The 13,573-nt window shown below is 44.7% G+C and carries 16 protein-coding genes; 10 read left to right on the top strand and 6 right to left on the bottom strand.

All coding sequences use genetic code 11. The annotated features are described in order from the left end of the window. Window positions 1-40: 40 nt before the first annotated feature. Window positions 41-277, top strand: a complete 237-nt coding sequence (locus INR79_RS25820; RefSeq protein WP_223097672.1) for a hypothetical protein — start codon at window positions 41-43, stop codon at window positions 275-277. 42 nt (window positions 278-319) lie between these two features. On the opposite strand, the gene INR79_RS25815 is transcribed toward INR79_RS25820, so the two are convergent. The 3 genes from INR79_RS25815 to INR79_RS25805 all read right to left on the bottom strand — a co-directional run bounded on the left by INR79_RS25815 (window position 320) and on the right by INR79_RS25805 (window position 2,942). After that, a complete protein-coding gene (locus tag INR79_RS25815; protein WP_223100227.1) occupies window positions 320-1,351 on the bottom strand; it encodes an IS630 family transposase in 1,032 nt (343 codons plus the stop codon). Window positions 1,352-1,597: 246 nt separating this feature from the next. Continuing rightward, window positions 1,598-2,293 carry a VC0807 family protein gene (locus INR79_RS25810; protein ID WP_223097670.1) on the bottom strand — a complete coding sequence of 232 codons (696 nt, stop codon included), beginning with the start codon at window positions 2,291-2,293 and terminating at the stop codon, window positions 1,598-1,600. A gap of 166 nt (window positions 2,294-2,459) precedes the next feature. Beyond that, on the bottom strand, window positions 2,460-2,942 hold the full coding sequence (locus INR79_RS25805; RefSeq protein WP_223097669.1) for a hypothetical protein: 483 nt from the start codon (window positions 2,940-2,942) through the stop codon (window positions 2,460-2,462). A gap of 234 nt (window positions 2,943-3,176) precedes the next feature. Between INR79_RS25805 and INR79_RS25800 the strand changes: the two genes are divergently transcribed. After that, complete coding sequence (locus tag INR79_RS25800) at window positions 3,177-3,524, top strand: hypothetical protein (protein ID WP_004398054.1); 348 nt, start codon at window positions 3,177-3,179, stop codon at window positions 3,522-3,524. 353 nt (window positions 3,525-3,877) lie between these two features. After that, on the top strand, window positions 3,878-4,762 hold the full coding sequence (locus INR79_RS25795; RefSeq protein ID WP_223097668.1) for an ecotin family protein: 885 nt from the start codon (window positions 3,878-3,880) through the stop codon (window positions 4,760-4,762). Here INR79_RS25795 and INR79_RS25790 read toward each other — a convergent pair whose 3' ends face one another. Then, a complete protein-coding gene (locus tag INR79_RS25790) occupies window positions 4,763-5,497 on the bottom strand; it encodes a GntR family transcriptional regulator (protein ID WP_223097667.1) in 735 nt (244 codons plus the stop codon). 104 nt (window positions 5,498-5,601) lie between these two features. After that, window positions 5,602-7,200 (bottom strand): malate synthase A, encoded by a 1,599-nt coding sequence (aceB, locus tag INR79_RS25785; protein WP_223097666.1) that lies wholly within the window; start codon window positions 7,198-7,200, stop codon window positions 5,602-5,604. A gap of 189 nt (window positions 7,201-7,389) precedes the next feature. Between aceB and INR79_RS25780 the strand changes: the two genes are divergently transcribed. Continuing rightward, window positions 7,390-8,013 (top strand): TetR/AcrR family transcriptional regulator, encoded by a 624-nt coding sequence (locus INR79_RS25780; RefSeq protein ID WP_022561661.1) that lies wholly within the window; start codon window positions 7,390-7,392, stop codon window positions 8,011-8,013. Here INR79_RS25780 and uraH read toward each other — a convergent pair. Beyond that, a complete protein-coding gene (uraH, locus tag INR79_RS25775) occupies window positions 7,993-8,346 on the bottom strand; it encodes a hydroxyisourate hydrolase (protein ID WP_022592749.1) in 354 nt (117 codons plus the stop codon). The two genes, INR79_RS25780 and uraH, sit on opposite strands and share 21 nt — an antisense overlap. Window positions 8,347-8,595: 249 nt before the next feature. Here uraH and puuE point away from each other — a divergent pair, with 249 nt between their 5' ends. From puuE to INR79_RS25745, 6 genes are all read left to right on the top strand, one after another. After that, entirely contained in the window at window positions 8,596-9,522 is a 927-nt protein-coding gene (puuE, locus tag INR79_RS25770) for an allantoinase PuuE (protein ID WP_223097664.1), read from the top strand. Window positions 9,523-9,530: 8 nt separating this feature from the next. After that, the gene (gene uraD, locus INR79_RS25765; RefSeq protein ID WP_223097662.1) at window positions 9,531-10,046 is read left to right on the top strand and encodes a 2-oxo-4-hydroxy-4-carboxy-5-ureidoimidazoline decarboxylase; all 516 of its coding nucleotides are present in this window, start codon (window positions 9,531-9,533) and stop codon (window positions 10,044-10,046) included. Window positions 10,047-10,094: 48 nt separating this feature from the next. Further along, window positions 10,095-11,135 (top strand): allantoicase, encoded by a 1,041-nt coding sequence (alc, locus tag INR79_RS25760; RefSeq protein ID WP_223097660.1) that lies wholly within the window; start codon window positions 10,095-10,097, stop codon window positions 11,133-11,135. After that, window positions 11,132-11,656 (top strand): ureidoglycolate lyase, encoded by a 525-nt coding sequence (locus INR79_RS25755; RefSeq protein ID WP_223097657.1) that lies wholly within the window; start codon window positions 11,132-11,134, stop codon window positions 11,654-11,656. The genes alc and INR79_RS25755 overlap by 4 nt, the downstream gene beginning before the upstream one ends. 71 nt (window positions 11,657-11,727) lie before the next feature. Continuing rightward, window positions 11,728-12,957 carry a urate hydroxylase PuuD gene (locus INR79_RS25750; protein ID WP_223097655.1) on the top strand — a complete coding sequence of 410 codons (1,230 nt, stop codon included), beginning with the start codon at window positions 11,728-11,730 and terminating at the stop codon, window positions 12,955-12,957. Window positions 12,958-13,084: 127 nt separating this feature from the next. Continuing rightward, window positions 13,085-13,540, top strand: coding sequence for a dCMP deaminase family protein (locus INR79_RS25745; protein ID WP_004398068.1), 456 nt, complete (start codon window positions 13,085-13,087; stop codon window positions 13,538-13,540). Window positions 13,541-13,573 lie beyond the last annotated feature (33 nt).

Genomic DNA, 13,573 nt, shown 5'->3' with positions numbered 1-13,573 from the left:
TGTTCAAGATAGAACGGTATATGCCCCAATAGGAGGGGGTATGGCCAGTTCTGGTTTTAACTTACGAGCAGTAATGACAAAAGATCGCCAAAAAGTAATGCTTAACAATTTAGAAGAGCACCTAGATAGTCAGTTGGAAAACTTACGAGGGTTATTTGAAAAACATGGCTACCAAGGTGAGCATGAACTTGAGGCGTCATTAGAAATTACAGATACTCAATATATCGCAATTTTCCCTAAGTACGGGATTACGACAACTTTGATGTCCAAGGCATAACGAACTGCTTAAGAATTATGTGATTAGTTATACTATACCGAATCAACTTGAAGATGCAGGCTTGAGAACCTGAAAATTGTCATTAATTCGAGATGCCAAAGAGCCTGCGATCTCTGGAAGAGTCACTGCAAAAAATTGGTCTATCGCCGCCTTGAAGTCCCGTTTTCGTTTGAAGTAAACGTTGTTCCTCGACTTCTCATTCATCACTTTCCATAGCCGCTCTATTGGGTTGAGGTTTGGACTGTAAGGCGGAAGATAATGCAGTTCAATATTCAAGACAAACGCCGCATCTTTGACTAAGTCACTTCGGTGATATCCCGCACCATCTAAGATGATATGAAGCTTATGGGTTAACGGATAGCTCTCTCTTAACTGACAGAAAAAACGAACAATCGATTCACTGTTAATGCGCTCATAATCGTGGACAATGGTTGCCCCAATATCCGAAAGGTTCAGTGCACCAATCATGTTCAATCGGCTACGATTACCCGTTGTTTCAATCACTTTATCCTGACCAGCTCGTATCCAGCCATGAGATATTTTTGTGGATAGTGTTGGGTGAACGGCATCGATAAAGACTATTGATTCACTCTTGCCACATCTTGCCTTTAGCGCTTCATAAGCCTCTATGAATGCAAGCTGCTTTGCTTCATCAAACTTGTGTGGAACGCCTTTCGGTTGCTTGTAGCTAAAACCATTGTGGTGAAGCCATTTGTTCATACCCGAAACCGTGTAATCAAGCCCAAATGCCTCTTTAACGTAGGCGACAATTTGATGTGTGTGAGAATAGGTTTTCTCAGTCAAATGCTCGATTAGGTTCATTGTTTGAGTAGCAGAAAGCTTACTTTGGCTTCCACCATTTTCAGGCTTGAGCTTGTTCGATTGCAGGTAATCTTTGATATGTTGTCGAACAGTGGATTCATGAATAAGAAGTGCATCAGCAATTTCCTCGGGACTCCAACCATTACTCGCGTGGATAACTGCTTTTATACGGTCACGAACTCGTCCATCACGAGTCGTGCTATGTTGTTTTTTGAGTTCTTGCTTCTGTTGATTGGTCAGAGTAATTTTCATAGCTGCTAGCATGATCCTCTATTCGAAGAAAATCAAGCACCTTCAATGATCACGGGTATATAAAGAGTTTTTCTTATCTGATAACGGTGCATTCTGTGTGTGCACTAAATCACTTATGTTCAAATGCTGCTCTAGATACTCCAGCAACTTAATAAACCCAAACAAAAAATCGCCCTCAACAATGTTGAGGGCGATTTAAATTTATCTACTTAAACTAACTGCAATTAGTTAACCAGAAACTCACCATCACTTCGCGTGAAAAATCTGCTCGGTTTCTAGATTGGTCATTGCGCGGATCTGACGCCATACGTAGTAGAAGATACCAAACATCATCAGCATGCTTGGAATCGCTATCGCTGGGTAGCTGTAAAGCGTTAGCTTGCCTAGCTCTTCGTTAAATTCAGGTGTGCCTGCTGGGCTGGTCACAATCCAAGTAGCGAGGAAATAGTTCATCGCTGAAGAAAATGCGAAGGTGCTTGCAAACAGGTAGTTGGAAGACGTTAGGCAACGTTCGAACGCTTCAGTTTTACCGTTCTCTTTTAAACGTTCGTGGATCAATGTGAGGTTAAACACGGAGTCGTTTAAAATCATCTTCTGCATAAACGGGTAGCGCGTAAAGGTAGAACCCAACACCGCTAAACCGATAAGACCTGGAATCAGAGCTTCTTTGAATGCGAGCCAACGTGTATCCAGTTCTAACAAGCCGATTCCGCCCGTCAATAAAATACTGATGAAACCCAATGCGGATATGAAGTTGAATTTCTTGTTGCGGATAAGATCCATGCCGCCGTATCCGATAGGGAACATTAGGGCGACGACGAGCGCCATGGCTGTTCCCAGATGTTCTTCACCGCTGAATTTCATCAAAATGAAAGAAGGGATGATTACGTTAAAGAGGATCTCGAATAGGGGGTTCGACTTTTTCGGTGCCGTGTTACTCATAATCTCTTACTGACTCTACTGTGTCGGGTACTAAAACTTCGAAGGGCAGTGTTCTACGCTTGGCGTCAGATGTAAAGGGTTAAATCGCGAGTTCTGTAACGACTTATGAAGTTGGTCGTCAATTTAACAAAGCCATTGGTGAGCTTTTGTCCAAAAAACGCAGTTGCTATATAAACTTGGTTTCTGACATTAACCACGATGCTGCAATAACTGTCATCCCGATCATAGGTAAAATAAAGCTCAGAAATACAAAATATCTGTTGTAGTCACTTAGATGCTTTTCCAGTGGAGTTTGGTAGAAGAGAGAAAAAACGAAGGCTACCAAACATCCAACCAAGGTGGTTAAAGAAATCAGACCTAGTCGTTCCATCCCCACCATCAAATTCACGCTCGAAACTACCGCTATAAATAATGCAACAATCAGCCATGCTACGAATGCCAAAGGAATGGATATCAAACAGTTGGTAAATGCTTTTCGATTCAGTATGCAGGTGTAAAAAAGATAGTACTGGCTGACAAACAGAAAGGGTAAAGCGATCGCTGAAAACTGCCAACCGAATCCTCCCAGAAAACCCTGAGCAATGAAAAGAGTGGGTGACAACCAAACCCCAAAAATTAAGCTTGCCAGCCATTTGGAAGGTGATGTCATCAAGAAACCTCGGATGGTGAAAGGTGCAAATTATAAGTTCTGTCAGTGAGTTATTCTAAAGTTATTGAAATCCACTAGCGAACAATCCGATGCAGTTCTTACTTAAAGGCTTTGAATCATACTTGGTAACAACAAAACCAGCGCATTTTCGCTTCGCCAGTCTGCGGATGAATGTGATTCTGTTATTATCCGCTCTGTCGGTTCTCCAAAGAAGTAACAGAAAGGAAAAACAGAATGGATCTGAAAGGTCTAGAGAAGTATTTAGCGCTGAACTATATCGATTACAAACCTTCAACGGGTGATGGTGGGTTGCTGATCAACCTGGGTTTTTTGGTGGGTCGTGTGCATGTGAAGTATGACTCTGCATCCAACACCTTCGATTTTAATGATAAACCGCGCTGGATTATTCAGATCATGCTTTTACTGATGATGCTGTATTTCCTGATCTCGAACTTTCATGTTTACTCTCCACTGCAACTGAACATGTGCATTGGGGTTACGGTGATGATGGTCGGGATATTCGGCTACAAAGAAAGCCGCATCATGCGACTTAAGAAGGCGGTGAGTAACCAAGAAAGCTAATGCTTCGACATGTTGTAAGGTTCCGACTTGAACCACATTGTCAAAGGAATCGTGGCAGTACAATTTGAATCATTAAGTGTGTTTTGTCTTTTTAATTTAAATGATATGTGCTGTTATAAGTTAATATTGTTATGCTCTCGATTTATATGCAATTGATATTCTAAGATGGCATTAAGCTCCTTATGGCACATAAATGATATGCATTTAATTCCGTTAAAAGAGTTTTAAGTATTGCTCTCTATGCTATTTGATTTGAGTTGATACTATATTTTTTCCGTTTTACATATTCGGATGGCTCAGTTATTTGAGATGTCTTAATAATTAAGTTTAATAACTAGTAATTAGGAAATAAAATGAAAAAAACAATATTAGCGGTTGCACTCTCTATTAGTGCTTTTTCTGCCTTTGCCCAAAGTAATGAAAACATATTTGTTCAGCATAAATGGATTGACTTACAAACCAATTTAACTGACTTGGCACAAGTGCAAGCTGCCTGCCAGGCTCACGGCACCAATTATCACGTGCCGACTTCAGCTCAACTATCTACTTTTAGAACCGAGTATCGCGATCGAACTCAGCGTCGTGCCTTACGCAGTTTTTTGGTTAACGCGCTATCTGGTGAAAAAGAACGCAATCGACTTACCGTTACTACACCTAAATTTTTAGTTGATTTTGGTGGTGAAGCATCTCAAGCAAGTATAGAAGCAACAGGTATTCGAGGTACGGTGAAATATCAACCATTGTTGGGTGATGGGAGCATCGAAAACTCTAATAATTCAGATGATCTATTCACTTCACTACTAGCATCATTCGTAAGCTCTGAACAAAGCAATCAACCAATTCTAAATGTGTGTGTGCAGGTAGGAGAAGTTCAGGAAGTTGTTGATGAGTATGCGGGTCTCAAGCGCCATGAATTTACATTACCATCTTTAGAAAATGAGTCTGAGAAATTAATAGACTTCGTTATAAATAAACAGGTGACCGAGACTTGTAATTCAACAGCTTTAGATGGGACTATTATTAAAAAACCAGCTAATGGAATTGAAAGCACTCATTATGTTCTTCCTAGTTATGGTATTACTCAAACTCTTAAAGTCTGTACTTCTGTTTCAGAAAATAAGGAGTTATTAAGAGTAGAAAATAGCAATGTATTTTCTTACGACAGCTCTGAGCCTTTGGTTATTTACGTACCTGAAGATCTCGAAGTGAAATACTCCGTAAAAAATATTGTGCGGTAATTAATTTTTATTTTTAATTACATCTGAAAATACCACATGCAAATCGTTCGACTTAGCTTGCCCATCAAGATTGAGTTTTGAACGAATATGATGAAGGTGCTCTTCCATAAGTTTGAGCGCCTCTTTTTGGTCCTTTTTCTCGATGGCATCGAGCAGGCAAGCGTGTTCGTCTTGAGAACAGTTTGAATTGTTGTTGCTTTCAAACTGGGCGATCAACAGTGAGGTTTGCGACACCAGACTGCGCTGGAATGCCAGCATTGGGGAGTTGTCTGCCATTTCTGCAAGCTTGATGTGAAATTCACCCGACAAGCGCAACCCGCGACCATAATCCCCATTTTCGAAGGCGCTGTTTTCCTCTGCAACCAATTCCCTACATGCCTTTATTTGAGACTCAGTGGCGTTCTCTGCGGCCAGCTCTGTAATCGCCATTTCTAGCACTTCACGAGCTTTAAAGATCTGCTTGGCTTCTTCTTTGGAAGGGGCGGCGACCATGGCACCTCGGTTAGGGCGAATGTCCACAACCTGTTCAATGGATAAGCGATGGAGTGCGCGGCGGATAATGGTGCGACTTACACCAAAAATGTCGGCTAATGCTTCTTCACTCAGCTTGGTTGACGGAGGAAGCCTCTGCTCCAATATGGCATCGAATATATGACAGTACACCACGTCGTCCTGAGTTTGACCGGGTACTCTGGTTTTGATTGGGTTAGATTCGTTGTCTTTCAAACTTGCCATGATGTCCTATCAGGGTGGTACAACTCGTTGTATTTTTAATTGTATACCTAAGTGATAAGCAAAATCGAATCTGACAGAAAAAGAAGTCGACATTGTTTTGAACTCTACAGTAGTGGATAGCTTGGTAACGTTAAAAAAGACACGAATTGCTTATCGGTGGAAATTTGATAGAACAAGTCCGCCGTCTCCAGAAAACGGCGCTGATGAAATACATCACTGCCGATCTCGCTTTCAATGGTTTTGATTTCCTGCTGTAACCAGTCTTTGAATATCGATTTGGTAAAGATGGTGCCATCGTCGAGTGTGACGCCGTGATGTATCCATTGCCAGATACTGGCGCGGGATATTTCTGCGGTGGCGGCGTCCTCCATCAATCCATAGATTGGGACGCAACCCTCTCCCCGAATCCACGCTTCCATGTAATAAAGCGCGATGCGAATGTTCTTGCACACGCCTTCTTCATTTCTTGGACCCGCACTTGGCTCTAACAACGTTGCTTCGCTGATGTGGTCGATATCTGGCATAACTTTGAGTTGATTGGTCTCGCCTTTTAAGCGTTCATTGAATACGTCCATTGCGATGCTCACCAAAGCGGGGTGGGCGACCCAGGTGCCATCATGACCGTTATTGGCTTCGCGAGATTTGTCTTCGATGACTTTGTTGGTCACTGTTTGCATTTCGATGGGATCTTTGGCTGGAATAAACGCCGACATCCCACCCATTGCTAGTGCGCCTCGCTGGTGGCAGGTGTGAATCAACAACTTGCTGTAGGCTTCAAGGAATGGCTTGTCCATACCAACACTGTGTCTGTCTGGCAAAATACGGTCACCATGATTTTTCAGAGTTTTTATGTAGCTGAAAATGTAGTCCCACCGGCCGCAGTTCATCGCTACAATATGGTTGCGCATGGCATAGAGAATCTCTTCCATCTGAAAAACAGCGGGCAGGGTTTCAATCAATACCGTTGCCTTAATGGTGCCTGTCTTGGCTGCAAAGTAGTGCTCGGTATAACTGAAAACATCATCCCACCACTGCGCTTCTTCCATACTCTCTAACTTAGGGATGTAGTAATAAACGCCTTCTCCTTTGGCTTTTCTGGATTCAACGTTGTGGAAGAAATAGAGCGCAAAGTCCATCAGGCAGCCACCTATTGGCTCGCCGTTTAGCTCGAGACCCCGTTCAGGAAGATGAATACCGCGAGGTCGTGCCATAAGCTGCGCTGGGCTGTCATTGAGCTGGTAGCGTTTGTTTTTTACAGTGTCTTCAAACGCAATGCTGCCGTCATTGGCGTCTCTCAGGTTAATTTGCCCCTGAATCATATTGTCCCAGGTTGGAGATGTTGCGTCTTCAAAGCAGCACATAAAGACTTTTGCGCCAGAGTTCAGCGCGTTTATCACCATTTTCCGATCTACCGGTCCTGTGATTTCGACGCGTCTGTCTTGCAGTGAGAGAGGGATCTCGGCAACTTGCCAGCCTTTGTTATCCCGAATTTTCTTGGTGTCGTGCCTGTAGCCGGGCAGTTCTCCGTCGTCATACCGAGCTTGTCTCTGTTCTCTGGCTTTAATGAGTTGTCTGCGTCTTGGTTCAAAAGCGGAAGCCAAGCTTTCTAAAAACGCTCTGGCAGAGGGGGAGAAAATGTCCGTGTACCCTGATTGGGAAAGATCGCCCACCACATTGAGTTTCGCTTGTGGATTCCGTTCCATATGTCGCTCCAGTTTTTATTATTGTATACAATGTTGTATTTTTTATATTGGAATTTGAAGCGAGAAGCAAAACGTTTTTGTACATATTTTCATCTTTCTTAGTTCTGGTTCGTTTATGCATCTGAATATTGGCGTGGCATATGTTAGTCTAGATTCAATGAGTTACTTTTCTTTTTGCTAAGCTTTTTCATGTCCAGAATTCGTAAAAAAAATCACGACCTCATCATATCCGTCGCCAGCGAATGCTTTGCTCAGAACGGGTATGAAGCCACCAAAATCATTGATATTGCCAAAGCAGCCGAAGTGCCTAAAGCGAATGTGTTTTACTACTTCAGCAACAAAGAAAAGCTTTATGATGCGGTGCTTAATACCATTACCAAGCCCTTACTCGACGCGTCTAAACCCTTAGAAGAGCTGACCGACCCAGTCGAGGCTTTAACGCAGTATATCCACACCAAACTCAGTATTTCTCGCGACCATCCGAACGCCTCCAAAGTGTTTGCGAATGAGGTGATGAGCGGTGGGAAGATGCTGCCGAAGGAAGTGTCAGAAAAGTTGCTCCAGCAGTCGCGCGATATGGTCGAAAAGTTTTCCGACTGGGTTGAAAGCGGGTTGATGGATGAGGTTTCTCCTCATCATTTGATGTTTATGCTGTGGGCGTCCACTCAAACGTATGCCGATTTTAGCTGGCAGATCTGTACAGTGATGAATAAAACCGAATTGGAAGAAGCCGACTTTGAACAGGCGGCGTCATTTATCGCTCAAATGGTGATCAAAGGCTGCGGGCTCCGATCAGCTCCCGCGATAAGTTGAATATCCATATGGCGAAACCAGCAACGGCACGTGGTAGTGGCTGTCTTCGTCACTGAGCCCAAAGCGTATAACCACATCGTCCAGAAAGGGAACACCATCTAGTTCGATGCCATTTTCTTTATAGTAATGAGCAACCTGGAACACCAGTTCGTATTTTCCTGCTTTAAACTCTTCTCCCGACAGCATTGGCTCATCCGTTCTGCCATCGTTATTAGTTTTCACTGTTTTGAGCAGCATCTGCTCATTACCTGAAATGCGGTACAGCTCGATGGATATGGCGGCAGCAGGCACTCCATGGGTGGTGTCCAGTACGTGTGTCGTGAGTTTTCCCATCTCCAAAAATCCTTTTTTGTACACAATTTCGTTTTATTTAAAGTGAATCGATGCAATTCGTCAGCGAATAGTTTGTCATTTCGTGAACTCACGCAGCGTTGTAAAGCCGAATAACACACAATTTTCCACCTAACCTCTTCAAATATAGCTGCTATTCTCAAATGAGGTGGTTAATAATTGCACTCTTTACATTTCTATCAATGAATTGTATACAATTATATATAACACGCGGTGGGAGGCGAACGATCAGTGAAAAGCAACGAATACCCGAGAGATCTGATTGGCTATGGTCAAAACCCACCAGACCCCAAATGGCCAGGTGGGGCACGACTCGCTTTGTCTTTTGTACTGAATTACGAGGAGGGTGGAGAGCGTTGCATTTTGCACGGTGATGCAGAATCAGAGGCATTTTTGTCGGAGATTCCGGCAGCGCAGCCAATCGAAGGGCAACGCCATATCAGCATGGAATCCATATATGAATATGGAAGCCGTGTTGGGGTTTGGCGGATCTTAGCGCTATTCGAAAAGTACAACATGCCACTGACGGTTTTTGCTGTTGCCATGGCACTGGAACGCTACCCCGAACTTGCCAAAGTGTTCGTCGATGCCGGGCATGAAATATGCAGCCATGGTTACCGTTGGGTCGATTATCAGGGTATCGACCCCGATCTGGAAAAGGCAGACATGCTTAAAGCCATATCGGTAATTAAGGCGCTAACGGGTGATCGCCCGCTGGGCTGGTACACCGGCAGAACCAGCCCCAATACGCGTAAGCTGGTGGCAGAAGAGGGCGGCTTTTTGTATGACTCAGACGCTTACGATGACGATTTACCCTACTGGCATATGGAAGGGAAAACACCCCAACTGGTGATTCCGTACACCCTTGATGTCAACGATATGCGCTTTGCTACTGTGCAGGGTTTTAACAGCGGAGAGCAGTTCTTCCAGTACCTGAAAGACACGTTCGACACGCTGTACGAGGAAGGCGAAAGGGCACCAAAAATGATGTCTGTCGGGCTGCACTGTCGGTTGATTGGCAAACCGGGAAGAATCGCGTCATTAAAGCGTTTCTTAGATTACGTGCAGCAGCACCCCGACGTATGGGTATGTCGACGAGTAGACATTGCGAAGCATTGGCACCAACACCACCCGTTTGAAACGTCGCATAAAAAATAGGAACAAGCATGGCACTTTTTAAAGCGTGCAAACCGTCTTCTCTTTCGAAAGGCGAGTTTATTCAAACGTTTGCCGACATTTATGAACACAGCCCTTGGGTGGCGGAAAAAGCGTTTGAGAAAGGCATTTCTGAACAGGATGACAATATCGAGCACCTGCACCAAAAGATGGCAACTGCTCTGAAAGAGGCAGACAAAAGCGCTCAGCTTAAGTTGATTCTTGCGCATCCCGACCTGGCTGGAAAGGCAGCGATGAACGGCGAGCTGACTCAGGCGTCGACCTCTGAACAGGCGGGGGCGGGGATTGACCAGTGCACACCTGAAGAGTTTCAGCGATTTACCGATTTTAACGAACGCTACAAAGCTAAGTTTCAGTTCCCTTTTATCATGGCGGTAAAGGGGTCGAATCGGCACAAAATTTTAGAGTCATTTGAACAAAGGTTGGAGAACACCGCAGTCGCTGAGTTCACTCAGGCGATAGAAGAAATTAATAAGATAGCGCTCTTCAGATTACAAGACTTATAGGGTGCTACCTGAAGGCACAGTGAAGTGCCAAAGTGATATGGGACGAACATGGATATGTCTTTAAACATCGATCATTTAGTGAATCTGGCCGATCAGAAATTAGGTGCCGAAGCCATTTTCGCCACCGACGATTTTTTCGCCGATAAAAGCCGGCTAATTCGTCGTGAAGATCCGGTTTGGAAAGAAGGCGTTTACGACGACAACGGTAAATGGATGGACGGCTGGGAAAGTCGCCGCAAGCGCGAAGAAGGGCACGATTACTGCGTAGTCCGTTTAGCGATGACCGGAGAAATTTCAGCCGTGGATATTGATACGCGTTTCTTTACCGGAAACTTCCCTCCATCCGCTTCGATAGAGGCGTGTTATTGCCCAAATTCTGATCCTGACGAACATACTTATTGGACTGAGATTTTGCCCTCGGTCAGCTTGTCGGGAAACAAGCAACACCTGTTTGAAATTGCATCTGGCAGTAATTACACCCACGTGAAACTCAACATTTATCCAGATGGCGGTATCGCTCGGTTAAGAGTTTATGGTTTGCCTGCTGTCGACTGGAATCAGATAGACACACTTCAGCCGGTTGATCTGGCATCTGTATCCTACGGTGGAAGAGCTTTGAGTTGCAGCGACGAACACTATGGCAAAAAGAGCAATCTTCTGGGGCCAGGTCGTGGGGAAAACATGGGTGACGGTTGGGAAACCGCCCGACGGCGTACACCTGGCAATGACTGGGTGATCATTGCTCTGGGTCATGTAGGTAATGTAGAGAAAGTGTTGGTGGATACAGCACACTTTAAGGGAAATTACCCCGACACCTGTTCAATACAGGCCGCCTTTGTAAAAGGAGGCACCGACGAGCAGATCGAAACTCAGAGCCTTTTCTGGCGAGAGCTGTTACCTCCGCAAAAACTTACGGCAGACGCAATTCATGAGTTCGAATCTCAGATTAATCCGATGGGACCCGTTACGCATGTGCGATTAAACATCTTCCCTGATGGTGGTGTCAGCCGCTTGCGAATTGTGGGAACGAAAGCTGTGGTGCCCAAAGTGAGCTCTTCCACCACCAGTCTGATGGAAAGCAGTCAATGAGCGCCGAACCGTTGATTGTTGAACCTTTGACCAAAGACGCGTTTTCGCTATTTGGTGATGTAATTGAAAGCGAAGGCAGTGAGTTCTTCCTTATCAATAATGGTTCTACCAAGCGATTTCATCATCTGGCGCAAGCCGATACCAGCGCTTGTGGTGGCAACACCATCATCAGTATTTTTGAGGCAACGCCGCTGAGCTATCCGTTAGACATTGAGATGTTAGAGCGCCATCCACTTGGTTCTCAGGCTTTTATGCCTTTGTTTGGAAATCCTTTTTTGATCGTAGTTGCTACTGGTTCTGATAAACCAGATGCAAACACGTTACGGGCTTTCCTGAGCAACGGAAAGCAGGGGGTGAACTATCATAAAGGTATATGGCATCACCCTGTGCTTGCCCTGAGTTCAAACGATCAGTTTCTGATTGTAGACAGAAGTGGGGAAGGAAGTAATTGCGACGAATACTACTTTCAGGCTTCAGAAATACGGAGCTTGTCGCTCGCATCTGGTGTGTTTCCTACCTGATTGGATGGGGACACGCAAACACAGGGAATGTGTCATTCATGTACGCAAAGTACAGTAAAAAGGAGTTATAGATGGATCCACATGTAACGGAGTGGCTGAATTTGGTCATTCGCTGGATTCACATGATAGTTGGAATCGCATGGATTGGGGCTTCTTTCTATTTTGTGTGGCTGGAAAATAACCTGAATCGCATCAACCCAAAAACAGGGCTCGCAGGGGATTTGTGGGCGATACATGGTGGTGGTATCTATCATCTGGAAAAATACAAACTCGCTCCTCCTGAAATGCCAGAAAAACTCCATTGGTTTAAATGGGAGGCTTACTTCACCTGGATAACAGGGATGCTGTTACTCGGGATTGTGTATTACCTTAATGCGGAAATCTATCTGATTGCGCCGGGCTCGGGTTTAAGTTCTGCTGAAGCAATAGGCATCGGTATTGGCTCGCTGGTTGTAGGGTGGTTTGTTTACGATCTGCTGTGTGACTCTGCCCTTGGTAAAACCCCTCTGTTACTCGGAATCATCATATTTGCACTCTTGGTTGCGGCAGCTTACGTGCTGACTTTGGTATTCAGTGGACGCGGTGCTTACATTCATGTTGGGGCGATCATCGGCACCATCATGGTAGGAAATGTGTTCAGAATCATTATGCCTGCCCAAAGGAATCTGGTCAGTGCCATCGAAAAAGGTGAGGAACCTGATCCGACTCTGCCTAAAAAGGGGCTGCTGCGATCGCGTCATAACAACTACCTCACTTTGCCTGTGCTGTTTATCATGATCAGCAATCACTTCCCGAGTACCTATGGTTCCAACTGGAACTGGCTAATTCTGGCTGGGCTTGCAGCATTCAGTATTTTAGTTCGACACTACTTTAATACTCGTCACGGTAGCCAGAAGTTTGCCTGGACACTCCCAGCTGCGGCAGTTGGGATGATGACACTGGCCTTTATCACTTCACCGACGAGTAAACCTGTTGTCTCTCAGGTAACGGAAACTGCAAGCACAAGTCAGGTCGAGACAAAACCCGAGGCGAGCAAAACATCTGTTTTTACTAAGGTGCATTCCGTGATCAAAGAGCGCTGCACTGTCTGCCACTCAGCCAATCCAACCCATGTGGCATTTCAGACGGCACCAGCAGGAGTTGTATTGGATACAGCGGAAGAAATTAAAAACAATGTGGATCGAATTGTAGCGCAAACGGTGACTACTCAGGTGATGCCCATTGGCAACCTGACCCAGATGACGGAAGAAGAACGCACGCTGATCGGGGATTGGGCAGCGGAAGGCGCACAGATTCAGTAGCCAGTGGTTGGACCTTGAGAGAAATTCTGGTGAAATCGTTGATATAACAGGGCTAGGCGGTTTCTTAGTTATACTAAGATGCTATATTACCTGAATATATTTTTATTTAATTAAGTGGGGGAGTGGAATGATTTCTAAATGGGCGCAGCGTTTTTTCCAAATGGCTGAACTGGTTGGTTCCTGGAGTAAGGATCCATCAACGCAAGTTGGCGCTGTGATAACAAAGCATAATCGCATTGTTTCGGTTGGCTTTAATGGTTACCCGCATGGTATTTCAGACAGCGCAGAAACCGACGAACGCGATATGAAGTATCTGAAAACACTCCACGCTGAAGAAAACGCGATTTTGTTCGCGAAGCGCGATCTTGATAACTGTGAAATTTGGGTAACGCATTTCCCCTGTCCAAACTGTGCCGCCAAAATCATCCAAACGGGAATCAAAGCAGTGCATTGCCCTGCTCAAACAGAAGATTTTCTTTCTCGCTGGGGCGATAAAATTCAGGTCAGTCAAAGCATGTTTGAAGAAGCAGGCGTAGAAGTAGACTGGCTACCACTTGAAGATTTGGATTTACTCAAAAACTAACGGATTTAAACATAGAAAAGGGCTTGATTTATC

Origin of the sequence: Vibrio sp. SCSIO 43132 (assembly GCF_019904195.1) — a bacterium.
In the GTDB taxonomy this organism is placed as follows: Bacteria; Pseudomonadota; Gammaproteobacteria; order Enterobacterales; family Vibrionaceae; genus Vibrio; species Vibrio nigripulchritudo.
Note: the sequence above shows the minus strand (reverse complement) of the source record. Positions and strands in the feature narration are given on the sequence as shown.